At 66.4% G+C, this 17,987-nt stretch carries 19 protein-coding genes; 14 read left to right on the top strand and 5 right to left on the bottom strand.

From position 1 onward, the window contains the following. Nucleotides 1–109: 109 nt before the first annotated feature. Together FFI97_RS01120 and FFI97_RS01125 are read left to right on the top strand one after the other, a co-directional pair. Nucleotides 110–706 (top strand): TetR/AcrR family transcriptional regulator, encoded by a 597-nt coding sequence (locus FFI97_RS01120; RefSeq protein WP_139702332.1) that lies wholly within the window; start codon nt 110–112, stop codon nt 704–706. Nucleotides 707–1,001: 295 nt separating this feature from the next. Beyond that, nucleotides 1,002–1,964 (top strand): homocysteine S-methyltransferase family protein, encoded by a 963-nt coding sequence (locus FFI97_RS01125; protein ID WP_139702331.1) that lies wholly within the window; start codon nt 1,002–1,004, stop codon nt 1,962–1,964. A gap of 391 nt (nt 1,965–2,355) precedes the next feature. Here FFI97_RS01125 and FFI97_RS01130 read toward each other — a convergent pair whose 3' ends face one another. Continuing rightward, on the bottom strand, nt 2,356–2,568 hold the full coding sequence (locus FFI97_RS01130) for a hypothetical protein (protein WP_062472154.1): 213 nt from the start codon (nt 2,566–2,568) through the stop codon (nt 2,356–2,358). Nucleotides 2,569–3,078: 510 nt separating this feature from the next. On the opposite strand from FFI97_RS01130, the gene FFI97_RS01135 reads away from it, so the two are divergent. Next, entirely contained in the window at nt 3,079–3,819 is a 741-nt protein-coding gene (locus FFI97_RS01135; protein ID WP_185993533.1) for a Crp/Fnr family transcriptional regulator, read from the top strand. 114 nt (nt 3,820–3,933) lie between these two features. Then, complete coding sequence (locus FFI97_RS01140) at nt 3,934–4,641, top strand: Crp/Fnr family transcriptional regulator (RefSeq protein ID WP_139702330.1); 708 nt, start codon at nt 3,934–3,936, stop codon at nt 4,639–4,641. 19 nt (nt 4,642–4,660) lie between these two features. On the opposite strand, the gene FFI97_RS01145 is transcribed toward FFI97_RS01140, so the two are convergent. Next, nucleotides 4,661–4,921: a DUF1488 family protein gene (locus tag FFI97_RS01145; RefSeq protein ID WP_139702369.1), complete on the bottom strand. Its 261-nt coding sequence runs from the start codon at nt 4,919–4,921 to the stop codon at nt 4,661–4,663. A 311-nt stretch (nt 4,922–5,232) separates the two neighbouring features. On the opposite strand from FFI97_RS01145, the gene FFI97_RS01150 reads away from it, so the two are divergent. From FFI97_RS01150 to FFI97_RS01175, 6 genes are all read left to right on the top strand, one after another. Beyond that, nucleotides 5,233–5,523, top strand: a complete 291-nt coding sequence (locus FFI97_RS01150; protein WP_139702329.1) for a hypothetical protein — start codon at nt 5,233–5,235, stop codon at nt 5,521–5,523. Nucleotides 5,524–5,731: 208 nt separating this feature from the next. Beyond that, nucleotides 5,732–7,147, top strand: a complete 1,416-nt coding sequence (locus FFI97_RS01155; RefSeq protein WP_139701439.1) for an IS1182 family transposase — start codon at nt 5,732–5,734, stop codon at nt 7,145–7,147. 324 nt (nt 7,148–7,471) lie between these two features. Then, nucleotides 7,472–8,521 carry an SAM-dependent methyltransferase gene (locus tag FFI97_RS01160; protein WP_139702328.1) on the top strand — a complete coding sequence of 350 codons (1,050 nt, stop codon included), beginning with the start codon at nt 7,472–7,474 and terminating at the stop codon, nt 8,519–8,521. Then, nucleotides 8,521–9,312: a DUF1295 domain-containing protein gene (locus FFI97_RS01165; RefSeq protein ID WP_139702327.1), complete on the top strand. Its 792-nt coding sequence runs from the start codon at nt 8,521–8,523 to the stop codon at nt 9,310–9,312. The genes FFI97_RS01160 and FFI97_RS01165 overlap by 1 nt, the downstream gene beginning before the upstream one ends. Beyond that, nucleotides 9,309–9,929 carry a DUF6134 family protein gene (locus FFI97_RS01170; RefSeq protein WP_185993534.1) on the top strand — a complete coding sequence of 207 codons (621 nt, stop codon included), beginning with the start codon at nt 9,309–9,311 and terminating at the stop codon, nt 9,927–9,929. The genes FFI97_RS01165 and FFI97_RS01170 overlap by 4 nt, the downstream gene beginning before the upstream one ends. Then, nucleotides 9,926–10,357, top strand: coding sequence for a DUF2177 family protein (locus tag FFI97_RS01175; RefSeq protein ID WP_139702326.1), 432 nt, complete (start codon nt 9,926–9,928; stop codon nt 10,355–10,357). The genes FFI97_RS01170 and FFI97_RS01175 overlap by 4 nt, the downstream gene beginning before the upstream one ends. On the opposite strand, the gene FFI97_RS01180 is transcribed toward FFI97_RS01175, so the two are convergent. Together FFI97_RS01180 and FFI97_RS01185 are read right to left on the bottom strand one after the other, a co-directional pair. Further along, a complete protein-coding gene (locus FFI97_RS01180; protein ID WP_139702325.1) occupies nt 10,320–10,976 on the bottom strand; it encodes a ChrR family anti-sigma-E factor in 657 nt (218 codons plus the stop codon). The genes FFI97_RS01175 and FFI97_RS01180 overlap by 38 nt on opposite strands. Nucleotides 10,977–10,978: 2 nt before the next feature. Continuing rightward, a complete protein-coding gene (locus FFI97_RS01185; RefSeq protein ID WP_260684876.1) occupies nt 10,979–11,527 on the bottom strand; it encodes a sigma-70 family RNA polymerase sigma factor in 549 nt (182 codons plus the stop codon). A 216-nt stretch (nt 11,528–11,743) separates the two neighbouring features. Between FFI97_RS01185 and FFI97_RS01190 the strand changes: the two genes are divergently transcribed. The 3 genes from FFI97_RS01190 to FFI97_RS01200 are packed head-to-tail and all read left to right on the top strand — an operon-like array spanning nt 11,744 to nt 15,137. Next, nucleotides 11,744–13,129, top strand: a complete 1,386-nt coding sequence (locus FFI97_RS01190; protein ID WP_260684877.1) for an NAD(P)/FAD-dependent oxidoreductase — start codon at nt 11,744–11,746, stop codon at nt 13,127–13,129. Beyond that, a complete protein-coding gene (locus FFI97_RS01195) occupies nt 13,126–13,914 on the top strand; it encodes a DUF1365 domain-containing protein (RefSeq protein WP_139702323.1) in 789 nt (262 codons plus the stop codon). Before FFI97_RS01190 ends, FFI97_RS01195 begins: the two co-directional genes overlap by 4 nt. After that, the gene (locus FFI97_RS01200) at nt 13,911–15,137 is read left to right on the top strand and encodes an SAM-dependent methyltransferase (protein WP_139702322.1); all 1,227 of its coding nucleotides are present in this window, start codon (nt 13,911–13,913) and stop codon (nt 15,135–15,137) included. The genes FFI97_RS01195 and FFI97_RS01200 overlap by 4 nt, the downstream gene beginning before the upstream one ends. Before the next feature lie 278 nt (nt 15,138–15,415). Here FFI97_RS01200 and FFI97_RS01205 read toward each other — a convergent pair whose 3' ends face one another. Then, the gene (locus tag FFI97_RS01205) at nt 15,416–16,357 is read right to left on the bottom strand and encodes a LysR family transcriptional regulator (RefSeq protein ID WP_062471895.1); all 942 of its coding nucleotides are present in this window, start codon (nt 16,355–16,357) and stop codon (nt 15,416–15,418) included. 136 nt (nt 16,358–16,493) lie between these two features. Here FFI97_RS01205 and FFI97_RS01210 point away from each other — a divergent pair, with 136 nt between their 5' ends. After that, on the top strand, nt 16,494–17,972 hold the full coding sequence (locus tag FFI97_RS01210) for a short-chain fatty acid transporter (RefSeq protein WP_260684878.1): 1,479 nt from the start codon (nt 16,494–16,496) through the stop codon (nt 17,970–17,972). The last annotated feature ends 15 nt before the right edge of the window (nt 17,973–17,987 follow it).

The following is a 17,987-nucleotide window of genomic DNA, read 5'->3' on the forward strand; positions in this document are numbered from 1 at the left end:
AGTGTCTTGCCTGGCGCCGCGGGCATCGCCTGCGTGGCGGACGGACTATCATTGACAGTATTGTCAAGTTTGACGCTGTTGTCAAAAATAGAAAGCGCGAGGATTTCTCATGGCAGGAGTCAGGCAGTTCGATGAGGCCAAGGTGCTGGACGCCGTGCTGGACGTGTTCTGGCAAAAAGGCTGGCGGGCCACGTCCATGGCCGATCTGGCAGAGGCCGCCGATGTGCAGCGCGGTTCGCTCTATCACGCCTATGGCGGCAAGGAGGAACTGTTCTTGCTGGCCTTCGAGGCGTACGCCACCAGGTTTCTCGACAACGCGCGCACAGCCCTCGACAAACCCCGTGCGGAGGCGGCGTTGCGCGCCTTCTTCAAGGTCGCGATCGCCAACATGACGCAAGGCGTACCGCCTCGGGGCTGTCTCACCACGAAGACGGCAACGGAGGTCGACGGTGCAGGCCCGCGCATCCAGGAGCGGCTGCGTCAGTTGCTCGACGAGCTCCAGGGCGTCGTCTCAGCCGCCATGTCGAAGGGGGATATGTCGGCACAGCTTTCGCTGTCCCCCAAGGAAACCGCGCAGGTTGTCATCACATTCACCCGAGGCCTGGCAGTGATGGAGCGGGTTTATCAGAACGCGCCGTCTCTGCATCGGATGGCCGACGCGGTGATCAAGGCCTTGGTTCCGAATGTGAAGCGCCGAACGAGCTGACGCCGTTGCACGGAGCCGCCGGGTTCAGGCGTCGACCGGAAAGGCTCAGCGGTTCACCACGCTATTTGGCATGGCCATCCGATCCGGAAAGATCACTCCGTGAACTCCAGCCCCTCCGTCAGGCTTCGAGTGACCGCCACCGGCAGTTGCTCGACAGCCGAAGCCTGAAGGGGGAGAAAGGCGCGCCGCCGGCCAGGCACTTGGCCCGCGAGGCGCTCACTGTCATCATCCGCTTCGCGGGCCCGGCGCCTTGGCGGCGGCGGCCATTCGGACACCCGAATGAGAGGAGTCAGCGATGGCAACCTACAGGAGCGCATTGCCGCAGCTCGGCGATGATTTCTTCATGACCGACGGCGGCATCGAGACCACCCTGATCTTTCTGGAGGGGCAGGAACTTCCCGACTTTGCCGCCTTTCACCTGCTCCGAACGCCGGAAGGCGAAAGAGTGCTGCGGAAGTATTTCCGGACCTACGCGGCGCTGGCCACAAGCTTCGACGTCGGGCTGATTCTGGAAACGGCAACCTGGCGGTCCAATCCAGACTGGGGGAACAGGCTGGGCTACGGCCCCGAGGAGCTCGCGGCGGTCGACCGGCAGCTGGTGGGTCTGCTGGAGGATATCCGCGATGCCTACCAGACCCGCCGGACGCCGATCGTCATCAGCGGATGCCTTGGACCTCGCGGCGACGGCTATGTTCCGGACCGTGCCATGTCGGTGCGCGAAGCGCAGGACTACCATCGTGCGCAGATCGAGACCTTCGCCGGCACCGCAGCCGACCTGGTGACCGCCATCACCATGAACTACGTCGAAGAGGCGTCGGGGATCGCGCTGGCAGCGAAGCAGGCGAACATGCCCGTCGTCATTTCCTTCACGGTGGAGACCGATGGCAGGCTGCCGACGAGGCAGTCCCTGGCGGACGCCATCCAGCAGGTGGACGGCGCCACCGCGGGTTATCCGGCCTACTTCATGATCAACTGCGCCCACCCCAGCCACTTCCAGCAGGCGGTGCATGGCGACGCGCCGTGGGCTGGGCGGATTCGCGGTCTGCGCGCGAACGCCTCCAGGATGAGCCATGCCGAGTTGAACGAGGCGCCCGAACTGGATGCGGGCGACCCGGTGGAGTTGGGGCAGGCCTATGCCGCGCTCAAGATGCACCGGTTGAAGCGCCTCAATGTCATGGGCGGCTGCTGCGGCACCGACGACCGCCACGTCAAACAGCTTGCAATGGCCTGCCTGCCCTTGTTCCGGAGCGTGGTCTAGCCGTTCACCCAAGGTTTGCACCTGCCCGCCCATCCGGCGATTCAGACGGCCCCTGCGTCTGCGATCCGGATCGTCGGCCGGTCGCGCCACGCGCCGATGCATCAAGCCTCGTGAAATCAACGCAGGCGCGGGCTCAGCCCCCTCTTGACGCCGGGAGCCGTGTGAACGTGGCGCTCAGATGTCGAGTACATGCCGCAGCATGTAGAGCGATTGCAGAAATCGACTGCGAAGCGACGGACGTCTGCTTTGAGTTCAATGGCGCATCGCACTCGCAGGAGCCCATGTGGCCCCCCAATCAAGATCGCCGGCCGTAAGCCTCCCGCGTCAGAGAAATCTACCCCCGAAAATCCCCGCTGCCATTCGCCGCCGACGTAGAGATCAATGCGGCCTCTCAGGGTTTGGAGAACTTCTTGTTGGGAAACCACCGGAAGATGTTGTCGCAGCGGTTGTTGGCGAGCCTCACGAACAGGTAGCCAGACTCTGCGTTGCCGAGCGCATCAACGGGGATTCCTGCGCCGCGAAGGGCTGCGACTTCGGCGTCCGCGTCAATGTCGAAGGGCAAGCTGAGAGTCACCGTCGCTGTGTGCACGAGAAGCTTGGCCATGCTACGGGCTCAATGCGCTTGTTCCGATGCAGCATGCCTTTTGGGCGTCACGCGCATCACGGTGGCCCGGCCTGAACAGACGACTCGCCCACGTGGGTACAACCGAGAGCGGAGATTCAGCCTCGTTCAACCCCGCGCTGCGCAGCACTCCGCGCATTCGAGTCTCCTCCAGATCATCGGTCGGCACAGGCGGTCGCGCGCAGCAAAGGCGGCGGAGCAGATGTATGCGCATTGGATTTCCTGGGTCTGTGTTGGGCGGCAGCGGCAATTGACGGCCGTACAAGCCAGTGCGCGCCAGGTTCTCGGTGTCGATTTCCGCGGGGCTCACGGCGTACATGGGGTTGCTCTCCAAAGCGAGGGGCTGGGAGCCCACGCTAGCCAGAAAGTGAGTCCCTGACTGTTCGCTGGCGCACCAAGCCCCGTAAAAAATGCCTCGGCAGTTGGTGCGCCAGCGCACAGACGCCGGATTTCAGTCGCAGAATCATGAAAATTTGGAAGCAGATCCCGCCCATGGCATTGCCTCCTCGCTCTTCTTCGTTGCACCGGGCCGCTGCACACAACGAACTGATGGATGCCATCCCTCTCGAGGTGATGGCCCGAATGGAGCCGTTCCTCGAACTGGTGCCGCTGCGTCTCGGGGAGGTGCTCTACGAGTCGGGGGTGGTGCAGCGACACGTTTTCTTCCCCGTCGATTGCATCGTCTCCCTGCTGTACGTGCTGGAGAACGGGCAGTCGGCGGAGATCGCGGTCGTCGGCTTCGAAGGCATGGTGGGCGTGTCGCTCCTGATGGGCGGAGGTAGCACCCCCAATCGTGCCGTGGTGCAAAGTGCAGGCAAGGCCTTCAGGCTGAGTGCCACCCACGTTCAGGAGCTGACGGAAAAGGGAGGGCCGTTGCTTCACCTCTTGCTGCGCTACACCCAATCGCTCATCACCCAGATGTCGCAAACGGCGGTGTGCAACCGGCATCATTCGCTCGAGCAGCAGCTGTGCCGCTGGCTGTTGTTGAGCCTGGACAGATTGCCGGGCAATGAACTGGTCATGACCCAGGAACTGATCGCCAACATGCTCGGCGTGCGACGCGAAGGCGTCACGGAGGCGGCAGGCAAATTGCAGCGTCTGAACCTGATCAAGTACGCGCGAGGTCACATCACGGTGCTCGACCGCCCGGGCCTGGAACAGCAGGTGTGTGAATGCTATGAAGTCGTGAAGCGCGAAACGGATCGGCTGCTGCCTCGCCAAGTGGCAAGCTGATTCGCCGCGTCGATGGTCACGCTCGGTGCGCCGCCGCACAGACGTGAGCCATCGCATCGGCAACAATGCGGCGGGTCACGCATTTTCGCGCTGGCCCCTCTCAACAGGGGCTCTGTGACATCCCATCCGACCCGCCCCATTCACAACCGTCTGCTCGAAGTGCTGCCGCCGACGGTCAGGGCGCGTCTGCTCGAAAAATGCGAGAGCGTGCCATTGGCCGCCGCCCAGACGCTCTACGAGCCGGGCGATGCCATCCACCACATCCACTTCCCCACGAGCGCCTTTGTTTCGCTGGTTTCCACGGCGGACGGCCACGACGGCCTGCAAACAGGCTTGGTGGGCAACGAAGGCGCCTTGGGCTACGAACTGTCGCTGGGTGTTCAGAGCGCACCGTTGCGAGCGTTCGTTCAAGGCGGCGGTCTGGCCTGGCGCCTGACAGCGCAGTCCTTCGCTCAGGAACTGGAGCACAACACGATGCTCAGGCGTGTTCTCAACCGCTACGTCTGTGTGTTGCTGATGGAGCTGGGCCGCTCGGGCCTGTGCAACCGCTTCCATCTGATCGAGGAGCGCCTGGCGCGCTGGCTACTGACCACGCAGGATTGCGCGCACTCCGCACACCTGGCACTGACTCATGAAGTACTGGGTCGCATGCTGGGGGTGCGCAGGGTCGGCATCACCAATGCAGCGACGGCACTGCACGAGCGTCGGCTGATCGAATACCGCCGTGGCGCCATCACGATCACGGATCGCCAGGGACTGGAAAATGCGGCGTGCGATTGCTATCGGGCCAACCAGCGCAACTACGCGCGGTTGATCTCATGACGGGCGGCCTTCCTGCCATTCACACGGCAGGAGCATGAAGATCGTTCTCCCTCAGCATCACCGGCTCCATGGCCCCCTGCGAGAGACGCCGCCGCACCGCAGCTTCAATCTCTTCGACATGGTTGCCGAAGGTTTCAAGCGGATCGGCGCTCTCGGATGTGTGAAAGTGATAGCGCAGCGCCTGGCTCCCGACGCTGGCACTCACGAACCGGTTGCCTTCCAGGTCCACCCAGAAGCGGACGGAGCCAGAGGCATCATGAAAGTAGGGAGCATCGGACATTGCGAGAATCTTTCTTGGGGGCGGCTGTGCACTATCACACGCTTGGCGCTTCGCGGCCGTAAGACAACGGGAGTTGATCGCTCCGCAGGCCCAAGTGCTTGGCCTTTGCCATGAGATCCAGCGAGGTGACGGCCCGCCGGCATCGAGGCGCCGCTCTTGATGGGCGGGTGCTTGAGCTTCCTCTACCAGCGCCGGATGGCCGTCAACCAGATCATGGCGCGCCTTTTGTTTTCGGTCTGTGCGCCAGCGCACGGTCGAAAAATCTCCTGCGCGGTAGTGTGGCGGCTTCAACTTCTTCAACGGAGGGGCGCATGACACCTTCCCAGTTCACCGCCGAGTCGCTGCTGCGGACCTACCTCAGTGGGCGCACCATGCCGAAGATTCTTCGTGACGCCATTGTGTGGGCGATCGAAGTTCGACTGGCCGGAGGCGACACGCCGACGCTCGATGAGACGCTGAGAACTGACATCGACAACCACGCTGTCGAGCCTCCCGAGCGACCGACCGTATGCACCTTGTTGCGGCCCTCTGGCGAGACTGAAGTCCCAACGCATGCGCGCAGTCGCCCAAGCCACAGAGCGTTTGGAACCTCCGTTTATTGACACGAGCGCACCGGCTGGTTCGTGTCCACTTCAGTTAGACGGCCCGGGCAGATTTGCGAGGCGAAAGTCCTGGCCGGGTCGCACAGCCGCCCTCGATGCATATCGCCCCGAGCGGCAGCAACCGGCCGATTGTGTTGAAAAACTCTCCCGAATCCCCGTAGCTGGCTTGCAGTTTGCATGCGCTTCGTGATCGATGGAGGTATGCATCATGATGGGTCAAGGCACCGCTCAAGATCAGTTGTTCTACGCATTCAACCTCGACGATCACGTCCCGCGTGATCACCTGCTTCGAGGCGTTGATCGCTTCCTCGATCTGAGCGAGCTACGCCAACATCTTGCGCCGTTCTACAGCCACACCGGCCGGCCATCGATTGATCCCGAACTCATGATCCGCATGCTGGTCATCGGCTACTGCCTGGGCATCCGATCCGAGCGCCGGTTGTGCGAGGAAGTCCATCTCCACTTGGCCTACCGATGGTTCTGTCGCCTGGGCCTGGAGGACAAGGTGCCCGACCATTCCACTTTCTCCAAGAACCGGCATGGCCGCTTCCGCCAGAGCAATGCATTTCGATTCGTCTTCGAGGCGGTGCTGCACCGCTGCATGACCGAAGGGCTGGTGCAAGGGGAGGGATTTGCCATCGATGCCAGCGTCATCAAGGCCGACGCTAACCGCGCGCGCAATGTTCCTGCCTCCGAGGTTGCGCAGTGGCGCCAAGGCACCCAGTGCAGCCGTGCGGTGCGCGAGTACCTCGAAGCGCTGGACGCCACTAATCCGGTTGCCGACGGTGCGCCCGAGGTGCCGCACGACACGCAGGCACCATCCAGGAACATCTCTCCGACCGACCCGGCTGCGCAATGGACCGCAGCACCGGGTGGTCCGGCCTTCTACGCGTACTCGACCAACTATCTGATCGATCTGTCGGCCGGCATCATCATGGACGTGGAGGCCACGCCTGCGCATCGCACACCGGAGGTCGACTCCACCCGAACCATGATCGATCGGGTCGAAGAGCGCTTCGACATCAAGCCGCGACGGCTTGTGGGTGATACGGCGTACGGCACTGCACCGCTGCTTGGTTGGATGGTTGAAGACAAGCAGATCGAACCTCATGTGCCCGTGTGGGACAAGACGGCCCGCAAGGACGGCAGCCTGTCGATCGGCGAGTTCGAGTGGGAACCAGAGCGCAATGAGTACGTATGCCCCGAAGGCCATGCGCTGCGTAATGAACGACGCCGATTCACGATCCCGCGCAGCCACGTCACGAAGGCCGACACGGTGATCTACCGAGCGAGTCAGTCAGACTGCGTCGGCTGTGCGATGAAAGATCGGTGCTGCCCGAACACGCCATTCCGCAAGATCGCGAGAAGCGTCCATGAAGGTGCACGCGAGACGGCACGATCCATTGCAAGGACACCGGAGTACAGCCAGTCACGCAGGGATCGCAAGAAAGTGGAGATGCTGTTCGCGCACCTCAAGCGCATCATGAAGCTGGATCGGCTCCGGCTTCGCGGGCTCAGTGGTGCGCAGGACGAGTTCCTGCTGGCGGCTACAGCCCAGAATCTGCGGCGGATGGCCAAGTGGTTGATGCCAATTGAAGGACATGCAGCCGTGAAAAGCGTGTGAGGTGAACGCAGCGGCGTGCTGCGCGCTCTCGCTTCGTTAACTCGATTGCGAATCCTGTGCGATCGCCAACGCAGGCAAGATTCGAGGCGAGTTTTTCAACACAATCGGCCTGAAGCAGCCGCCCAACACGCGCGACGTCCCGTATGTCGGCTTGTGGACCATGCCCTGCCCCATCGAAGCGTCGCTGATGCAACCCGCTTCCGCGCCAACGATGAGCCCTCTGCCCAACCGACGACAACCACGAGCACCGGAATCAAACTCTCGGTGATCCATTGCGGCCGGCCTGGCGTAGGAAGAAGAGACTCTCCTCCTGCACCCACCGCCATGCCCCAAGCCTCGAGCACCTCCACTGCCATCCATTGGGTTGAACAAGGCCTGGTGCCCGACGGCGCCGTTCGGCTGGGCGTGCGGCGGCTGCTGCGCCAGCGCCTGGTCGAGCTGGACAGCGGCGACCCGGAAGCCGTCGCCCTGCGTTCGGAGGCATTTTTCGATGAACTGCGCGAGGCACCGCTGGCCCTGCTGCCCGAGAAAGCCAACGAGCAACACTACGAGCTGCCCGCCGAGTTCTTCACAGGCGTGCTGGGGCCCCACCGGAAGTACAGCTGCTGCTGGTGGCCTGAGGGGGTGCAGACGCTCGAGCAGGCGGAGGCGGCAGCCTTGGCCGAGACCTGCGCACGTGCCGGCCTGGCGGATGGGCTGCGCATCCTGGAGCTGGGCTGCGGCTGGGGCTCGCTGAGCCTGTGGATGGCCGAACACTTCCCACGCGCCCGCATCACGGCGGTCTCCAATTCGCACTCGCAGCGGCTGTTCATTACGGCCGAGGCCGCCGCACGCGGCCTGGGCAACCTCGAGGTGATCACCTGCGACTTCAATGATTTCGAGACCGGCGAGCGCTTCGACCGGGTGGTGTCGGTGGAGATGTTCGAGCACCTGCGCAACTGGCCCCGCGCCTTTTCGCATGTGGCCCGCTGGTTGAAACCGCAGGGGCGGTTCTTCATGCACGTCTTCGTTCACCGCGAAGCGCCCTACCCGTTCGAGGAGCGCGATGCCAGCGACTGGATGAGCCGCCACTTTTTCTCCGGCGGCATGATGCCGAGCGACGATCTCGCCCTGCGCTGCCAGGACGACTTGCGCCTGCTGCACCGCTGGCGCTGGGATGGCCGCCACTACGCGCGGACCTCGGCCGCCTGGCTGGCGCGCATGGACGCCCGGCGGGTCACCCTCATGCCCCTGCTGGCCGCCGTCTACGGAGAGCGCGACGCGCCGGTGTGGTGGACCCGCTGGCGGCTCTTCTTCATTTCGGTGGAAGAACTCTTCGGCTACGCCGAGGGCGGCCAGTGGTGGGTCGGTCACTACCTGTTCGAGAAACGGTGATGCTGTCGCTCGCATGCCTGGGTCTGGCGATCGCCCTCGGCCTGGCGTTGCCGGTCTGGGTGTTCAGCGTCGTGGTGCGCGACGCCAGCCTGGCGGACCGGATCTGGCCCCTGATGATCGCGGCGCCGGCCCTGGCCTACGCCGGCGCCCATGCCCGCGCGCTCGACGCCCGCAGCGTCTGGATGCTCGGGCTGCTGCTGATATGGGCTTGCCGGCTGGCGCTGCACATCGGGCGTCGCAACTGGGGCCACGGCGAAGACCGCCGCTACCAGGCCATGCGTGCGCGCAACGAACCACACTTCGGCCTGAAAAGCCTTTACCTCGTGTTCGGGCTCCAGGCGGTGTTGGCATGGATCGTCGGTTGGCCGCTGCTGGCCGCGTTCGCGCACCCGTCGCCCCTGTCCTGGCTGGATGTGCTGGCCCTGCTGCTGGCCGGCGGCGGTGTGGTCTTCGAGGCCGTAGCCGACGCCCAGCTCGCCCGCTTCCTGCGCAACCCGCGCCGCGAGGATGCGGTGATGGACCGCGGCCTCTGGGCCTGGTCGCGCCACCCCAACTACTTCGGCGAGGCCTGCGTCTGGTGGGGCCTCGGGTTGGCAGCGTTGTCGGCGGGCGGATGGGCGATGGCGTGGTGCCTGGTGTCTCCGCTGCTGATGACCGTCCTGCTGCTCAAGGTGTCGGGCGTCGCGCTGCTGGAGCACGACATTGCCGAGCGCCGGCCCGCCTACCGCAGCTACGCGGCACGCACCAGTGCCTTCATCCCCTGGCCGCCGCGGCGTGGCGCCCGTCCATGAAGCACCGGGCCTTGGGGCTGATGCTGGCACTGGCGACCTGCCTGGCCGTGGCACAGGAAGGTGACGAGGAAGCGGGCGAATGGCACTTCACCGCCATGCTCGATGGCAAGCCGATCGGGACCCATCGCTTTGTCGTCGGCGGCACTGCGGCGACGCGCAGCGTCGACAGTCGTGCCCTGTTCACCGTGCGCATGCTCGGCATCCCGGTCTACCGCTACCGGCACCAGGCCGAGGAGCGCTGGGCCGGAGACTGCCTGCGTGAACTGCGCGCCGAGACCGACGACGACGGCACCCGCCAGCAGATCGCGCAGCGCTTCGACGGCGACTGCCCGATGAGCTTTGCCTACTGGAATCCCCGGCTGGTGAAACAACAGCGCCTGATCGATCCCCAGACGGGCAAGGTCGAGCCGGTCCGCTTCGAGCCGCTGCCCGATGCGACCCTCGAGGTCCGCGGTCAGCCCGTGCGGGCGCGCGGCTGGCGACTGCAGGCGGCGCAGCAGCGCATCCGCATCTGGTATGCCGCCGACAGCGGACGCTGGATCGGGCTCGACGCTGACACCAAGGGCGATCGCCAATTGAGCTACCGACTGACCTCTCCTGCACGGACCACCCCATGAAGCCCTCCCCGCGTACCTTGCTCGCTGCCTACCTGTGGGCGCTCGTGTGTTTTCTTGTGCTGGATGCCGTCTGGCTGTCGGTCATGGGGCCGCGCCTGTACCAGCCTGCGCTCGGTGCGCTGATGGCGCCGCAGGTCGACTGGACGGCGGCGGCGCTGTTTTATGCGCTCTACCTGGTCGGCCTGGTCGTCTTGGCGATCGCGCCGGCACTGGAGGCTGGCGAGCCCGCCGTCGCGTTGCGTCGCGGCGCGCTGCTCGGGCTTGTGGCCTACGCGACCTATGACCTGACGAACCAGGCCACGCTGCGCGACTGGCCCTGGGCCGTCACGGCCGCCGACCTGGCATGGGGCACGGCCGTGAGCGGCGTGTCGGCGTGGGTCGCGGCGCGCCTCACATCCCGACCAGCGCGCCGAAGAAACGCGCGATAGCCCCGTCGAAGCGCAGCCGGCCGTCCAGCGAGGCGAGGCAGATGCACTCGCTGCCGTCCTGGACCACCGGCTGATGGTTGATCTCGGCATCGGCCGCATCGAAATCGCCGGCACCGAACAAGGCCCGGCCATCGTGGAAGCGGCCGTGCAGCACCTGGGTGAACTCCTGCCCCTGGTGCGTGTGCTGCGGCAGGTACTTGCCGGCCGCGATGCGCAGAAGAAAGACGTTGGCCTCCGGGGCCTCGGGCACGGTCACACGGCTCCAGCGCATGCCGGGGCCGATCCAGCGCCAGGGCGTGGCACTGCAATGAGCGAGCGCGCGCGGCCAGCGCGCGCCGGGCGGCAGCGGCGGGGGCGCGCTGACCCGCACGGGGGCGGGTTCAGCGCCTTCGTGCGCATCGATCCGGGCCCAGGTGCGCGACAGCGCATCATCGGCAAGCGGGACCGCTTCCAGGTCATCGAGCAGGATGCCGCCCACGGCATCGAGTGCGCGCGCGCGCTCGCGGCACAGCGGGCACAGTTCCAGGTGGCTGGCCAGGACCAGTCGCATGCCAGCCGGCAAGTGGCCGGAGGACCCGGCCAGCAGCAGGTCGTCGTCGGGGTGGTGTCGGATGTCCATCGTCAATGTTCCAGCAGGCGGCGCAGTTGGGCGACCGCCAGGCGCACGCGCGACTTCACCGTGCCCAGCGGAATGCACAGCTGGGCCGCGATGCGGGCATGCGGCGCGTCTTCAAAATAGGAAAGGTGCAGCACCTGCTGCTGCTCGGGCGGGAGCAGGCGCAGCGCACCGCGCAGGCGCTCGTTTAGGCGCGCGTCGTGCAGCTGGTCTTCGACGGTCGGGTCATCCGACTGGAGCAGGTCGAAGTCGAACGCGTCTTCAGACGACTGCACGCCCTGGCGCCGCCGCAGCGCGTCCACACGCAGGTTGCGCGCGATGGCGAAGATCCAGGTCGTGGCGGCCGCCCGGGCCGGATCGAACAGCGCGGCCTTGCGCCAGACGGTGACCAGGGCTTCCTGGGCCAGTTCCTCGGCCTGAATGGCCGGGCTGCCGCTGTGCATCAGGTAGTGCTTGATGCGCGGCGCGAAATGCGAGAACAGCTGCGCGAACGCGTCCCGGTCCTGTCGCTGCGCCACGGCGGCCATCGCCTCGGCCCAGAGGTCGTCGGGCAAGGTAGATGGCTCGGAATCGGGGGAGACAACGGTCAAGAGGGACGCTCGACGACTGCGGGGCAACGGAGTGCCCGCAGAGGGGTTGGACGGATCAGGAGCCGCGGTCATGTGCTGTCATACGCAAGGAAGCCGCGTTCGGATCATCGCAGCGGCACGCGGGCAATCCAAATGCCCGTTTTCTGCGTACAGGACAGCAAGACTCGCCAAAGGCTCCCCATGCTGCCCCTTCTCGTCCCGCCTGCCGCCGTGCCGATGCCTGCCTCGGTGCCCGGAGGCCAGCGCATCGCCGTCGTCGGCACCGGCATCTCGGGCCTGTCCTGCGCCTGGCTGCTGTCCCAGCGCCACGAGGTCACGGTGTTCGAGAGCGAGCCCCGGCTGGGCGGCCACAGCCATACCGTGGACGCGCCGGGCCGGGAAGGCCGGGTGCCGGTGGACACCGGCTTCATCGTCTACAACGAGCCCGCGTACCCGAACCTCACCGCGTTGTTCCAGCACCTGGCCGTGCCGACCGCGGCCTCGGACATGTCGTTCGCAGTGAGCCTGGACGCCGGCGGGCTCGAATACGCCGGCACCGACCTGGGCGGCTTGTTCGCGCAAAAGCGCAACCTGGCGCGCCCCCGCTTCTGGGCCATGCTGCGCGACCTGCTGCGGTTCTACCGCGAGGCTCCGCGCGCTGCGCAGGTCGCAGGCGACCAGGCGCTCGACGACTACCTGGATGCCCACGGCTATGGCCGCGCGTTTCGCGACGACCACCTCTACCCCATGGCTGCGGCCATCTGGTCCACGCCGGCGGCGCAGGTGGGTCGCCATCCGGTCGCCGCCTTTGTGCGATTCTGCGAGAACCATGGGCTGCTGCAGATCAGCGGCCGCCCCGTCTGGCGCACCGTGGTGGGCGGCAGCCGCGAATACGTGCGGCGCCTCAGCCAGCCTTTCGCCGACCGCATCCAGCTGGACCGGGCCGTGCTCGAACTGCATCGCGAGCCGGCGGGTGTGCGGCTTCGCACGAGCGCCGGCTGGTGGCCCGAGCGCTTCGACCAGGTGGTCCTGGCCACTCATGCGGACCGCTCGCTGGCGCTGCTTGACGCGCCCACCGGTGCCGAGCGGGCCCTGCTCGGTGCCCTGCCCTACAGCCGCAACCTGGCCGTGCTGCACCGCGATCCTGCCCTGATGCCGGCGCGGCGCGCCGTGTGGTCGAGCTGGAACTACCTCGGCACGCGCGGCAGCGGGGCGGCCCCGACGGTGACCTACTGGATGAACCGGCTGCAGCCCCACCTGCCGCAGGGCGCGGCGGCCGAGCCGCTGTTCCTGACCCTGAACCCGGCGATCGACCCGCGGCCCGAGCACCTGATCCGCACCGAGGTCTACGACCACCCGCTGTTCGATGCCGCGGCCATGGCCGCGCAGCGCCAGCTGTGGCAGCTGCAGGGCCAGCGCCGCACCTGGTTCTGCGGCGCCTACTTCGGCGCCGGCTTCCACGAGGACGGATTGCAGGCCGGCCTGGCCGTCGCCGAAGCGCTCGGTGGCGTGCGCCGGCCCTGGCGCGTGGCGCAGGAGTCCGGGCGCATCCATCTGCCGCAAGGCGCGCAGACCGTCGCCTCATGAACGCGCACGAAGGCTCGGCGCTCTACATCGGGCGCGTCATGCACCAGCGGCTGCGGCCGAAGCGGCATCGGCTGAGCTACCGGGTCTACAACCTGCTGATCGACATCGACGAACTGCCGCAACTGCACGCCCGGTTGCGCTGCTTCTCGGTGGACCGGTTCAACCTGTTCAGCTTCCATGCCGCCGACCATGGCGACGGTTCGGGCCGCGATCTGCGGGCCCAGGTGGAAGCGCGGCTGCGCGAGGCCGGCCTTCCAACCGGCGGCGCGATCCGGCTGCTGGCCATGCCGCGGCTGCTCGGCCATGTGTTCAACCCGCTCAGCGTCTGGTTCTGCCATGCACCCGGCGGCGCGCTGCAGGCGCTGCTGTACGAGGTCAACAACACCTTCGGGCAGCGGCACAGCTACCTGATCCCCGTCGCTGACGACGGCGCGCCCATCGTCGAGCAGCACTGCGACAAGCAGATGTACGTCTCCCCCTTCAACGGCATGGACCTGCACTACCGGTTTCGCATCGCGCCGCCGGGTGAGGCGGTCTCGGTCGGCATCAGCGTGCACGACGCGGCCGGCGCCGTGCTCAACGCGCGGCTCGACGGCCAACGTGCGCCCCTGAGCGACCTGGCGCTGCTGCGCGTGTTCATCACGCATCCGTTGCTGACCCTCAAGGTGGTGGCCGCCATCCACTGGCAGGCCCTGCGTCTGTGGATCAAGCGCGTGCCGCTGCATCCGCGACCGGCTGCCCCCGACCACGACCTCACCATCGTTCCTTCGAACAAGACCCCATGAGCCTGACCACACCTTCCGCCCCCGCCCTCGATGCCGCGCCGGTCTTCTCGCCGCTGCGCCGGCTGCTGGCCCGCACGCGTTTCGGCCGGCTGTCCTTGAGCCTTCCGGGCGGCCGGTGCATCGAGGTGGCCGGCCGCGAACCCGGGCCGCACGCGAGCCTGCGCCTGCTGAGCTGGCGCCCGCTGCTGCGCCTGGCGCTGCAAGGCGATCTGGGCCTGGCCCTGTCGTTCCGCAATGGCGAGTGGGACAGTCCGGACCTGCTGGCCTTGTTCGAATTCGGCCTGGCCAACGAGTCGGCCTGGGGATCGCTGCTCAAGGGGCGCGGGCTGGCGCGCTGGGCGGCGCGGCTGCGGCACCTGACCCGCAGCAACAGCCGGCGCGGAAGCCGGCACAACATCGCGTTCCACTACGACCTGGGCAACGCGTTCTATCGGCACTGGCTGGACGACAGCATGCTGTATTCGAGCGCGATGTTCAGCGACGCCGACGACGACACGCTGGAAGCCGCCCAGGCGCGTCGCCTCGCCGCCATCGCCGACATGCTCGACACCCCGCAAGGGGGCGACGTGCTCGAGATCGGCTGCGGCTGGGGAACGCTGGCCGCGAGCCTGGCCCGCCGGCACGAAGCGCGCGTCACCGGCGTCACGCTGTCGAGCGAGCAACTGGCCTTCGCCCGCGAACGCGCGCAGGACTGGGGCGTGGCCGACCGAGTCGACCTGCGGCTGCAGGACTACCGCGACGTGCAGGGCCGGTTCGACCGCATCGTGTCCATCGAGATGATCGAGGCCGTCGGCGAGGCCTACTGGCCCACCTACTTCGCCACCTTGCGCGAGCGCCTCAAGCCCGGTGGCGTCGTGGTGCTGCAGGCGATCACGATCGCCGATGCGCAGTTCGACAGCTACCGCCAGGGGACTGATTTCATCCAGCACTGCATCTTTCCCGGCGGCATGCTGCCCAGTCCGCGCGTGCTGCGGGAACAGGCGCAGTGCGCAGGGTTGGTGATCGAGGCTTCCCACTGCTTCGGCAAGGACTACGCGCGAACCCTGGCAGAGTGGCGTCGCCGGTTCCTCGCCGCCTGGCCGCAGATCGAGTCACTGGGTTTCGACGCCGCGTTCAAGCGCTTGTGGACCTACTACCTCTCCTACTGCGAGGCCGGCTTCCGCGCAGGGCTTGTCGACGTCGGCCTCTACCGGTTGCGCGTGGCTGAAGCCGGAACTGCCTGATCGGTCGGCGCAGTGCGAACCGCCCCCTTCCGTCTTCTTAACAGGGTGACGCACCGCAATTCCGGCTGTTCTGAAATATCCTGTGCGAACGCAGCAACTGCTGCCCGTATTGCGCGGCCTGCCGGGACAATGCCGATGAGGCTGCCAGAGACGCGGTCCTGGACGCGATTCTTCTGGCTTGCGATAAGCCCGCCTTCGATGACTGGGCGACAACTGCCGGTCGCTGTCGCTCACCCCACGCCTGCCATGCGTGTCGCAGGAAGCGGCCCACTCGAAAGCTACAGCGGCTCGTCATCCATCCGCGGCTGTGACTCTCTCGTCAGCGTCTTGGCCAGCAACCGCAAGGTGCTTGCAGAGGCTGCCGTAGCTTCGGAAAGAACAGCCCCGCGCCGGTAGGCCAGCCCCAGGTCCATCGAGGGCACCGCGCTCGACACCACCGTCCTGCGGATGCGCCCGCCATCGTGTGACCAGGGGCGAAACACCAGGTCCGACAGGATGGTCACACCCACGTTCTGTGCGACGAGGCTGCGCACGGCCTCGATCGATTTGGTGCGGAACACGACCTTGGGCTTGAGCTTCATCGCGCTCCAGTAGCGGCCCACGGTGTCCACGTGCTCGTCCATGTCCAGCAGCACGAAGGGCATCTGCGCGATCTCGCGCAGCGACACCGACTTCTGCGCCACCAGCGGATGGTCGAACGAAGTCCACAGACGGCGCTCCGACTTCAGCAGGTTCTCGCGCCGGATGTCCGGGGCACGAGACAGGTTCGACACCAAGACCACGGCCAGGTCGAACTCGCCGCTGCGCAGGCCGTTCTCGATCTCCAGTCGGTTGCGCTCCACGGGCTCGAACTCGACCAGCGGCAGTTGCCTGCGCATCGCGCCGATGATCTTGGGCAGCATGTATTCGGACACGGTGTCGGTGATGGCGATCTGCACCCGCCCCTCGACCGAGGACACCGAGTTGCGCGTCTCCTCCACCGCCGCATCGAGCGTGTGCAGCATGTGCTCCGCGTGCCGAAGAAAGCCCTCGCCCTGCACCGTGAGCCGCAGCCCGTCGGAGTGCCGCGTAAAGAGTTGCACCTTCAGCGTCGACTCCAGGTTCTTGAGCGAGGTGGTCAGCGACGGCTGGCTCACATAGCAGCGCTGGGCTGCGCGGGACACCTGCCCCGTGTGCGCTGCGGCCACGAAGTGCTGCAGCTGCTTGATCGTTATCGACATAGATTGATCCTATATCGCTCTATTGAAAATAGAGATTATGAATTGTCGATGGCAATTCCTAACATCCGGGCGGCACGCCATGTCAGGCGTGTGACGAGGACGCCCACCGTTCCAGCAGCAGTAGCAGGAGACCCCCATGCCATCGACATCACACACTTCCGCCGGACACGGCGCCCACCCTCCTGTACCCCAGGAGGCCTCGGCCGATGCCGGGCTGTTGAGCCGCCTGGGCCTGCGCTTCACCGCCTGGGCCGAGCGCTGGTTTCCCGACGCCTTCGCGTTCGCGGCCATCGCCGTGGTGGTGGTCGCGGGCGCCGCGCTGCTGAACGGATCGAGCCCGCAAGCGGTGGCCAAGTCTTTCGGCGACGGCTTCTGGAGCCTCATTGTTTTCACGATGCAGATGGCGCTGGTGGCCGTCGGCGGCTACGTGGTGGCGACCTCACCGCCGGCTGCGCGACTCATCCGCAAGCTGGCCGCACTGCCCGTGTCGGGGCGCCAGGCCATCGCGTACGTGGCGGCGATCAGCATGATCCTGTCGCTCTTCAACTGGGGTATCTCGCTGATCTTCAGCGCGCTCTATGTGCGCGCGCTGGCCGGCCGCCTCGACCTGCGCATGGACTACCGCGCGGGCGGCGCGGCGGCCTACCTCGGCATGGGAGCGACCTGGGCGTTGGGGCTCAGTTCGTCGGCGGCGCAGTTGCAGGCCAACGCCAGCAGCCTGCCCAAGAGCATTCTGGACATCACCGGCGTGATCCCGTTCAGCCAGACCATCTTCCTGTGGCAGTCGGTCGCCATGGCGCTGGTGTTGATGGTCGTGTCGGTGGCCATCGCGCTGTGGTCGGCGCCTGACGCGAAGCACGCGGTCACGGCGCAGGACCTGGGCGTGGACCTCACGGAAGCCAAGCCCGCTTCCCCCGAGTCCGCCGAGCGCCGCCCCGGCGAGTGGTTCGAGCGCAGTCCGCTGCTCACGCTGCTCCTGTGCGCGCTGGGCTTCGGCTGGCTGGCGCAGGAGTTCATGGCCAAGAGCCCGCTGATCGCGATCTCGGGCCTCAACACCTACAACCTGCTGTTCCTCATGATCGGGCTGCTGCTGCACTGGCGCCCGCGCAGCTTTCTCGACGCGGTGTCGCGCTCGGTGCCGTCGACGGCGGGCGTGATCATCCAGTTCCCGCTGTACGGCGCCATCGCGGCCATGCTGACCGGTGCCAAGGGCGACGCAGGCATCACGCTGTCGGACCGCATCGCGCATCTGTTCGTGAGCATCTCCAGCGTCGACAGTTTCGCCGTGGTGATGGGCGCGTATTCCGCCGTGCTGGGCTTCTTCATTCCCTCGGGTGGCGGCAAGTGGATCATCGAAGCGCCCTACGTCATGCAAGCGGCCAACGACCTGAAGGTCCACCTGGGCTGGGCCGTGCAGGTCTACAACGCGGCCGAGGCGCTGCCCAACCTGATCAACCCGTTCTGGATGCTGCCGCTGCTGGGCGTGCTGTCGCTGAAGGCACGCGACATCGTGGGCTTTACCTTCCTGCAATTGCTGGTGCATGCGCCGCTGGTGCTCTTCATGCTCTGGGCCTTCGGGCGCACGCTGAGCTATGTCGCGCCGGTGATGCCTTGAGTCACGCAGATACCG

This window comes from Variovorax sp. KBS0712, assembly GCF_006323185.2.
GTDB classification, from domain to species: Bacteria; Pseudomonadota; Gammaproteobacteria; order Burkholderiales; family Burkholderiaceae_C; genus Variovorax; species Variovorax boronicumulans.

What these genes read in the sequence shown, in the direction of transcription:
- FFI97_RS01180 (WP_139702325.1), bottom strand. Translation starts at nt 10,976, where the DNA reads ATGGACATCCGACACCACCCCGACGACGACCTGCTGCTGGCCGGGTCC.
- FFI97_RS01160 (WP_139702328.1), top strand. Translation starts at nt 7,472, where the DNA reads ATGCCCCAAGCCTCGAGCACCTCCACTGCCATCCATTGGGTTGAACAA.
- FFI97_RS01205 (WP_062471895.1), bottom strand. Translation starts at nt 16,357, where the DNA reads ATGTCGATAACGATCAAGCAGCTGCAGCACTTCGTGGCCGCAGCGCAC.
- FFI97_RS01130 (WP_062472154.1), bottom strand. Translation starts at nt 2,568, where the DNA reads ATGGCCAAGCTTCTCGTGCACACAGCGACGGTGACTCTCAGCTTGCCC.
- FFI97_RS01175 (WP_139702326.1), top strand. Translation starts at nt 9,926, where the DNA reads ATGAAGCCCTCCCCGCGTACCTTGCTCGCTGCCTACCTGTGGGCGCTC.
- FFI97_RS01150 (WP_139702329.1), top strand. Translation starts at nt 5,233, where the DNA reads ATGACACCTTCCCAGTTCACCGCCGAGTCGCTGCTGCGGACCTACCTC.
- FFI97_RS01155 (WP_139701439.1), top strand. Translation starts at nt 5,732, where the DNA reads ATGATGGGTCAAGGCACCGCTCAAGATCAGTTGTTCTACGCATTCAAC.
- FFI97_RS01165 (WP_139702327.1), top strand. Translation starts at nt 8,521, where the DNA reads ATGCTGTCGCTCGCATGCCTGGGTCTGGCGATCGCCCTCGGCCTGGCG.
- FFI97_RS01210 (WP_260684878.1), top strand. Translation starts at nt 16,494, where the DNA reads ATGCCATCGACATCACACACTTCCGCCGGACACGGCGCCCACCCTCCT.
- FFI97_RS01195 (WP_139702323.1), top strand. Translation starts at nt 13,126, where the DNA reads ATGAACGCGCACGAAGGCTCGGCGCTCTACATCGGGCGCGTCATGCAC.
- FFI97_RS01145 (WP_139702369.1), bottom strand. Translation starts at nt 4,921, where the DNA reads ATGTCCGATGCTCCCTACTTTCATGATGCCTCTGGCTCCGTCCGCTTC.
- FFI97_RS01190 (WP_260684877.1), top strand. Translation starts at nt 11,744, where the DNA reads ATGCTGCCCCTTCTCGTCCCGCCTGCCGCCGTGCCGATGCCTGCCTCG.
- FFI97_RS01125 (WP_139702331.1), top strand. Translation starts at nt 1,002, where the DNA reads ATGGCAACCTACAGGAGCGCATTGCCGCAGCTCGGCGATGATTTCTTC.
- FFI97_RS01170 (WP_185993534.1), top strand. Translation starts at nt 9,309, where the DNA reads ATGAAGCACCGGGCCTTGGGGCTGATGCTGGCACTGGCGACCTGCCTG.
- FFI97_RS01135 (WP_185993533.1), top strand. Translation starts at nt 3,079, where the DNA reads ATGGCATTGCCTCCTCGCTCTTCTTCGTTGCACCGGGCCGCTGCACAC.
- FFI97_RS01200 (WP_139702322.1), top strand. Translation starts at nt 13,911, where the DNA reads ATGAGCCTGACCACACCTTCCGCCCCCGCCCTCGATGCCGCGCCGGTC.
- FFI97_RS01120 (WP_139702332.1), top strand. Translation starts at nt 110, where the DNA reads ATGGCAGGAGTCAGGCAGTTCGATGAGGCCAAGGTGCTGGACGCCGTG.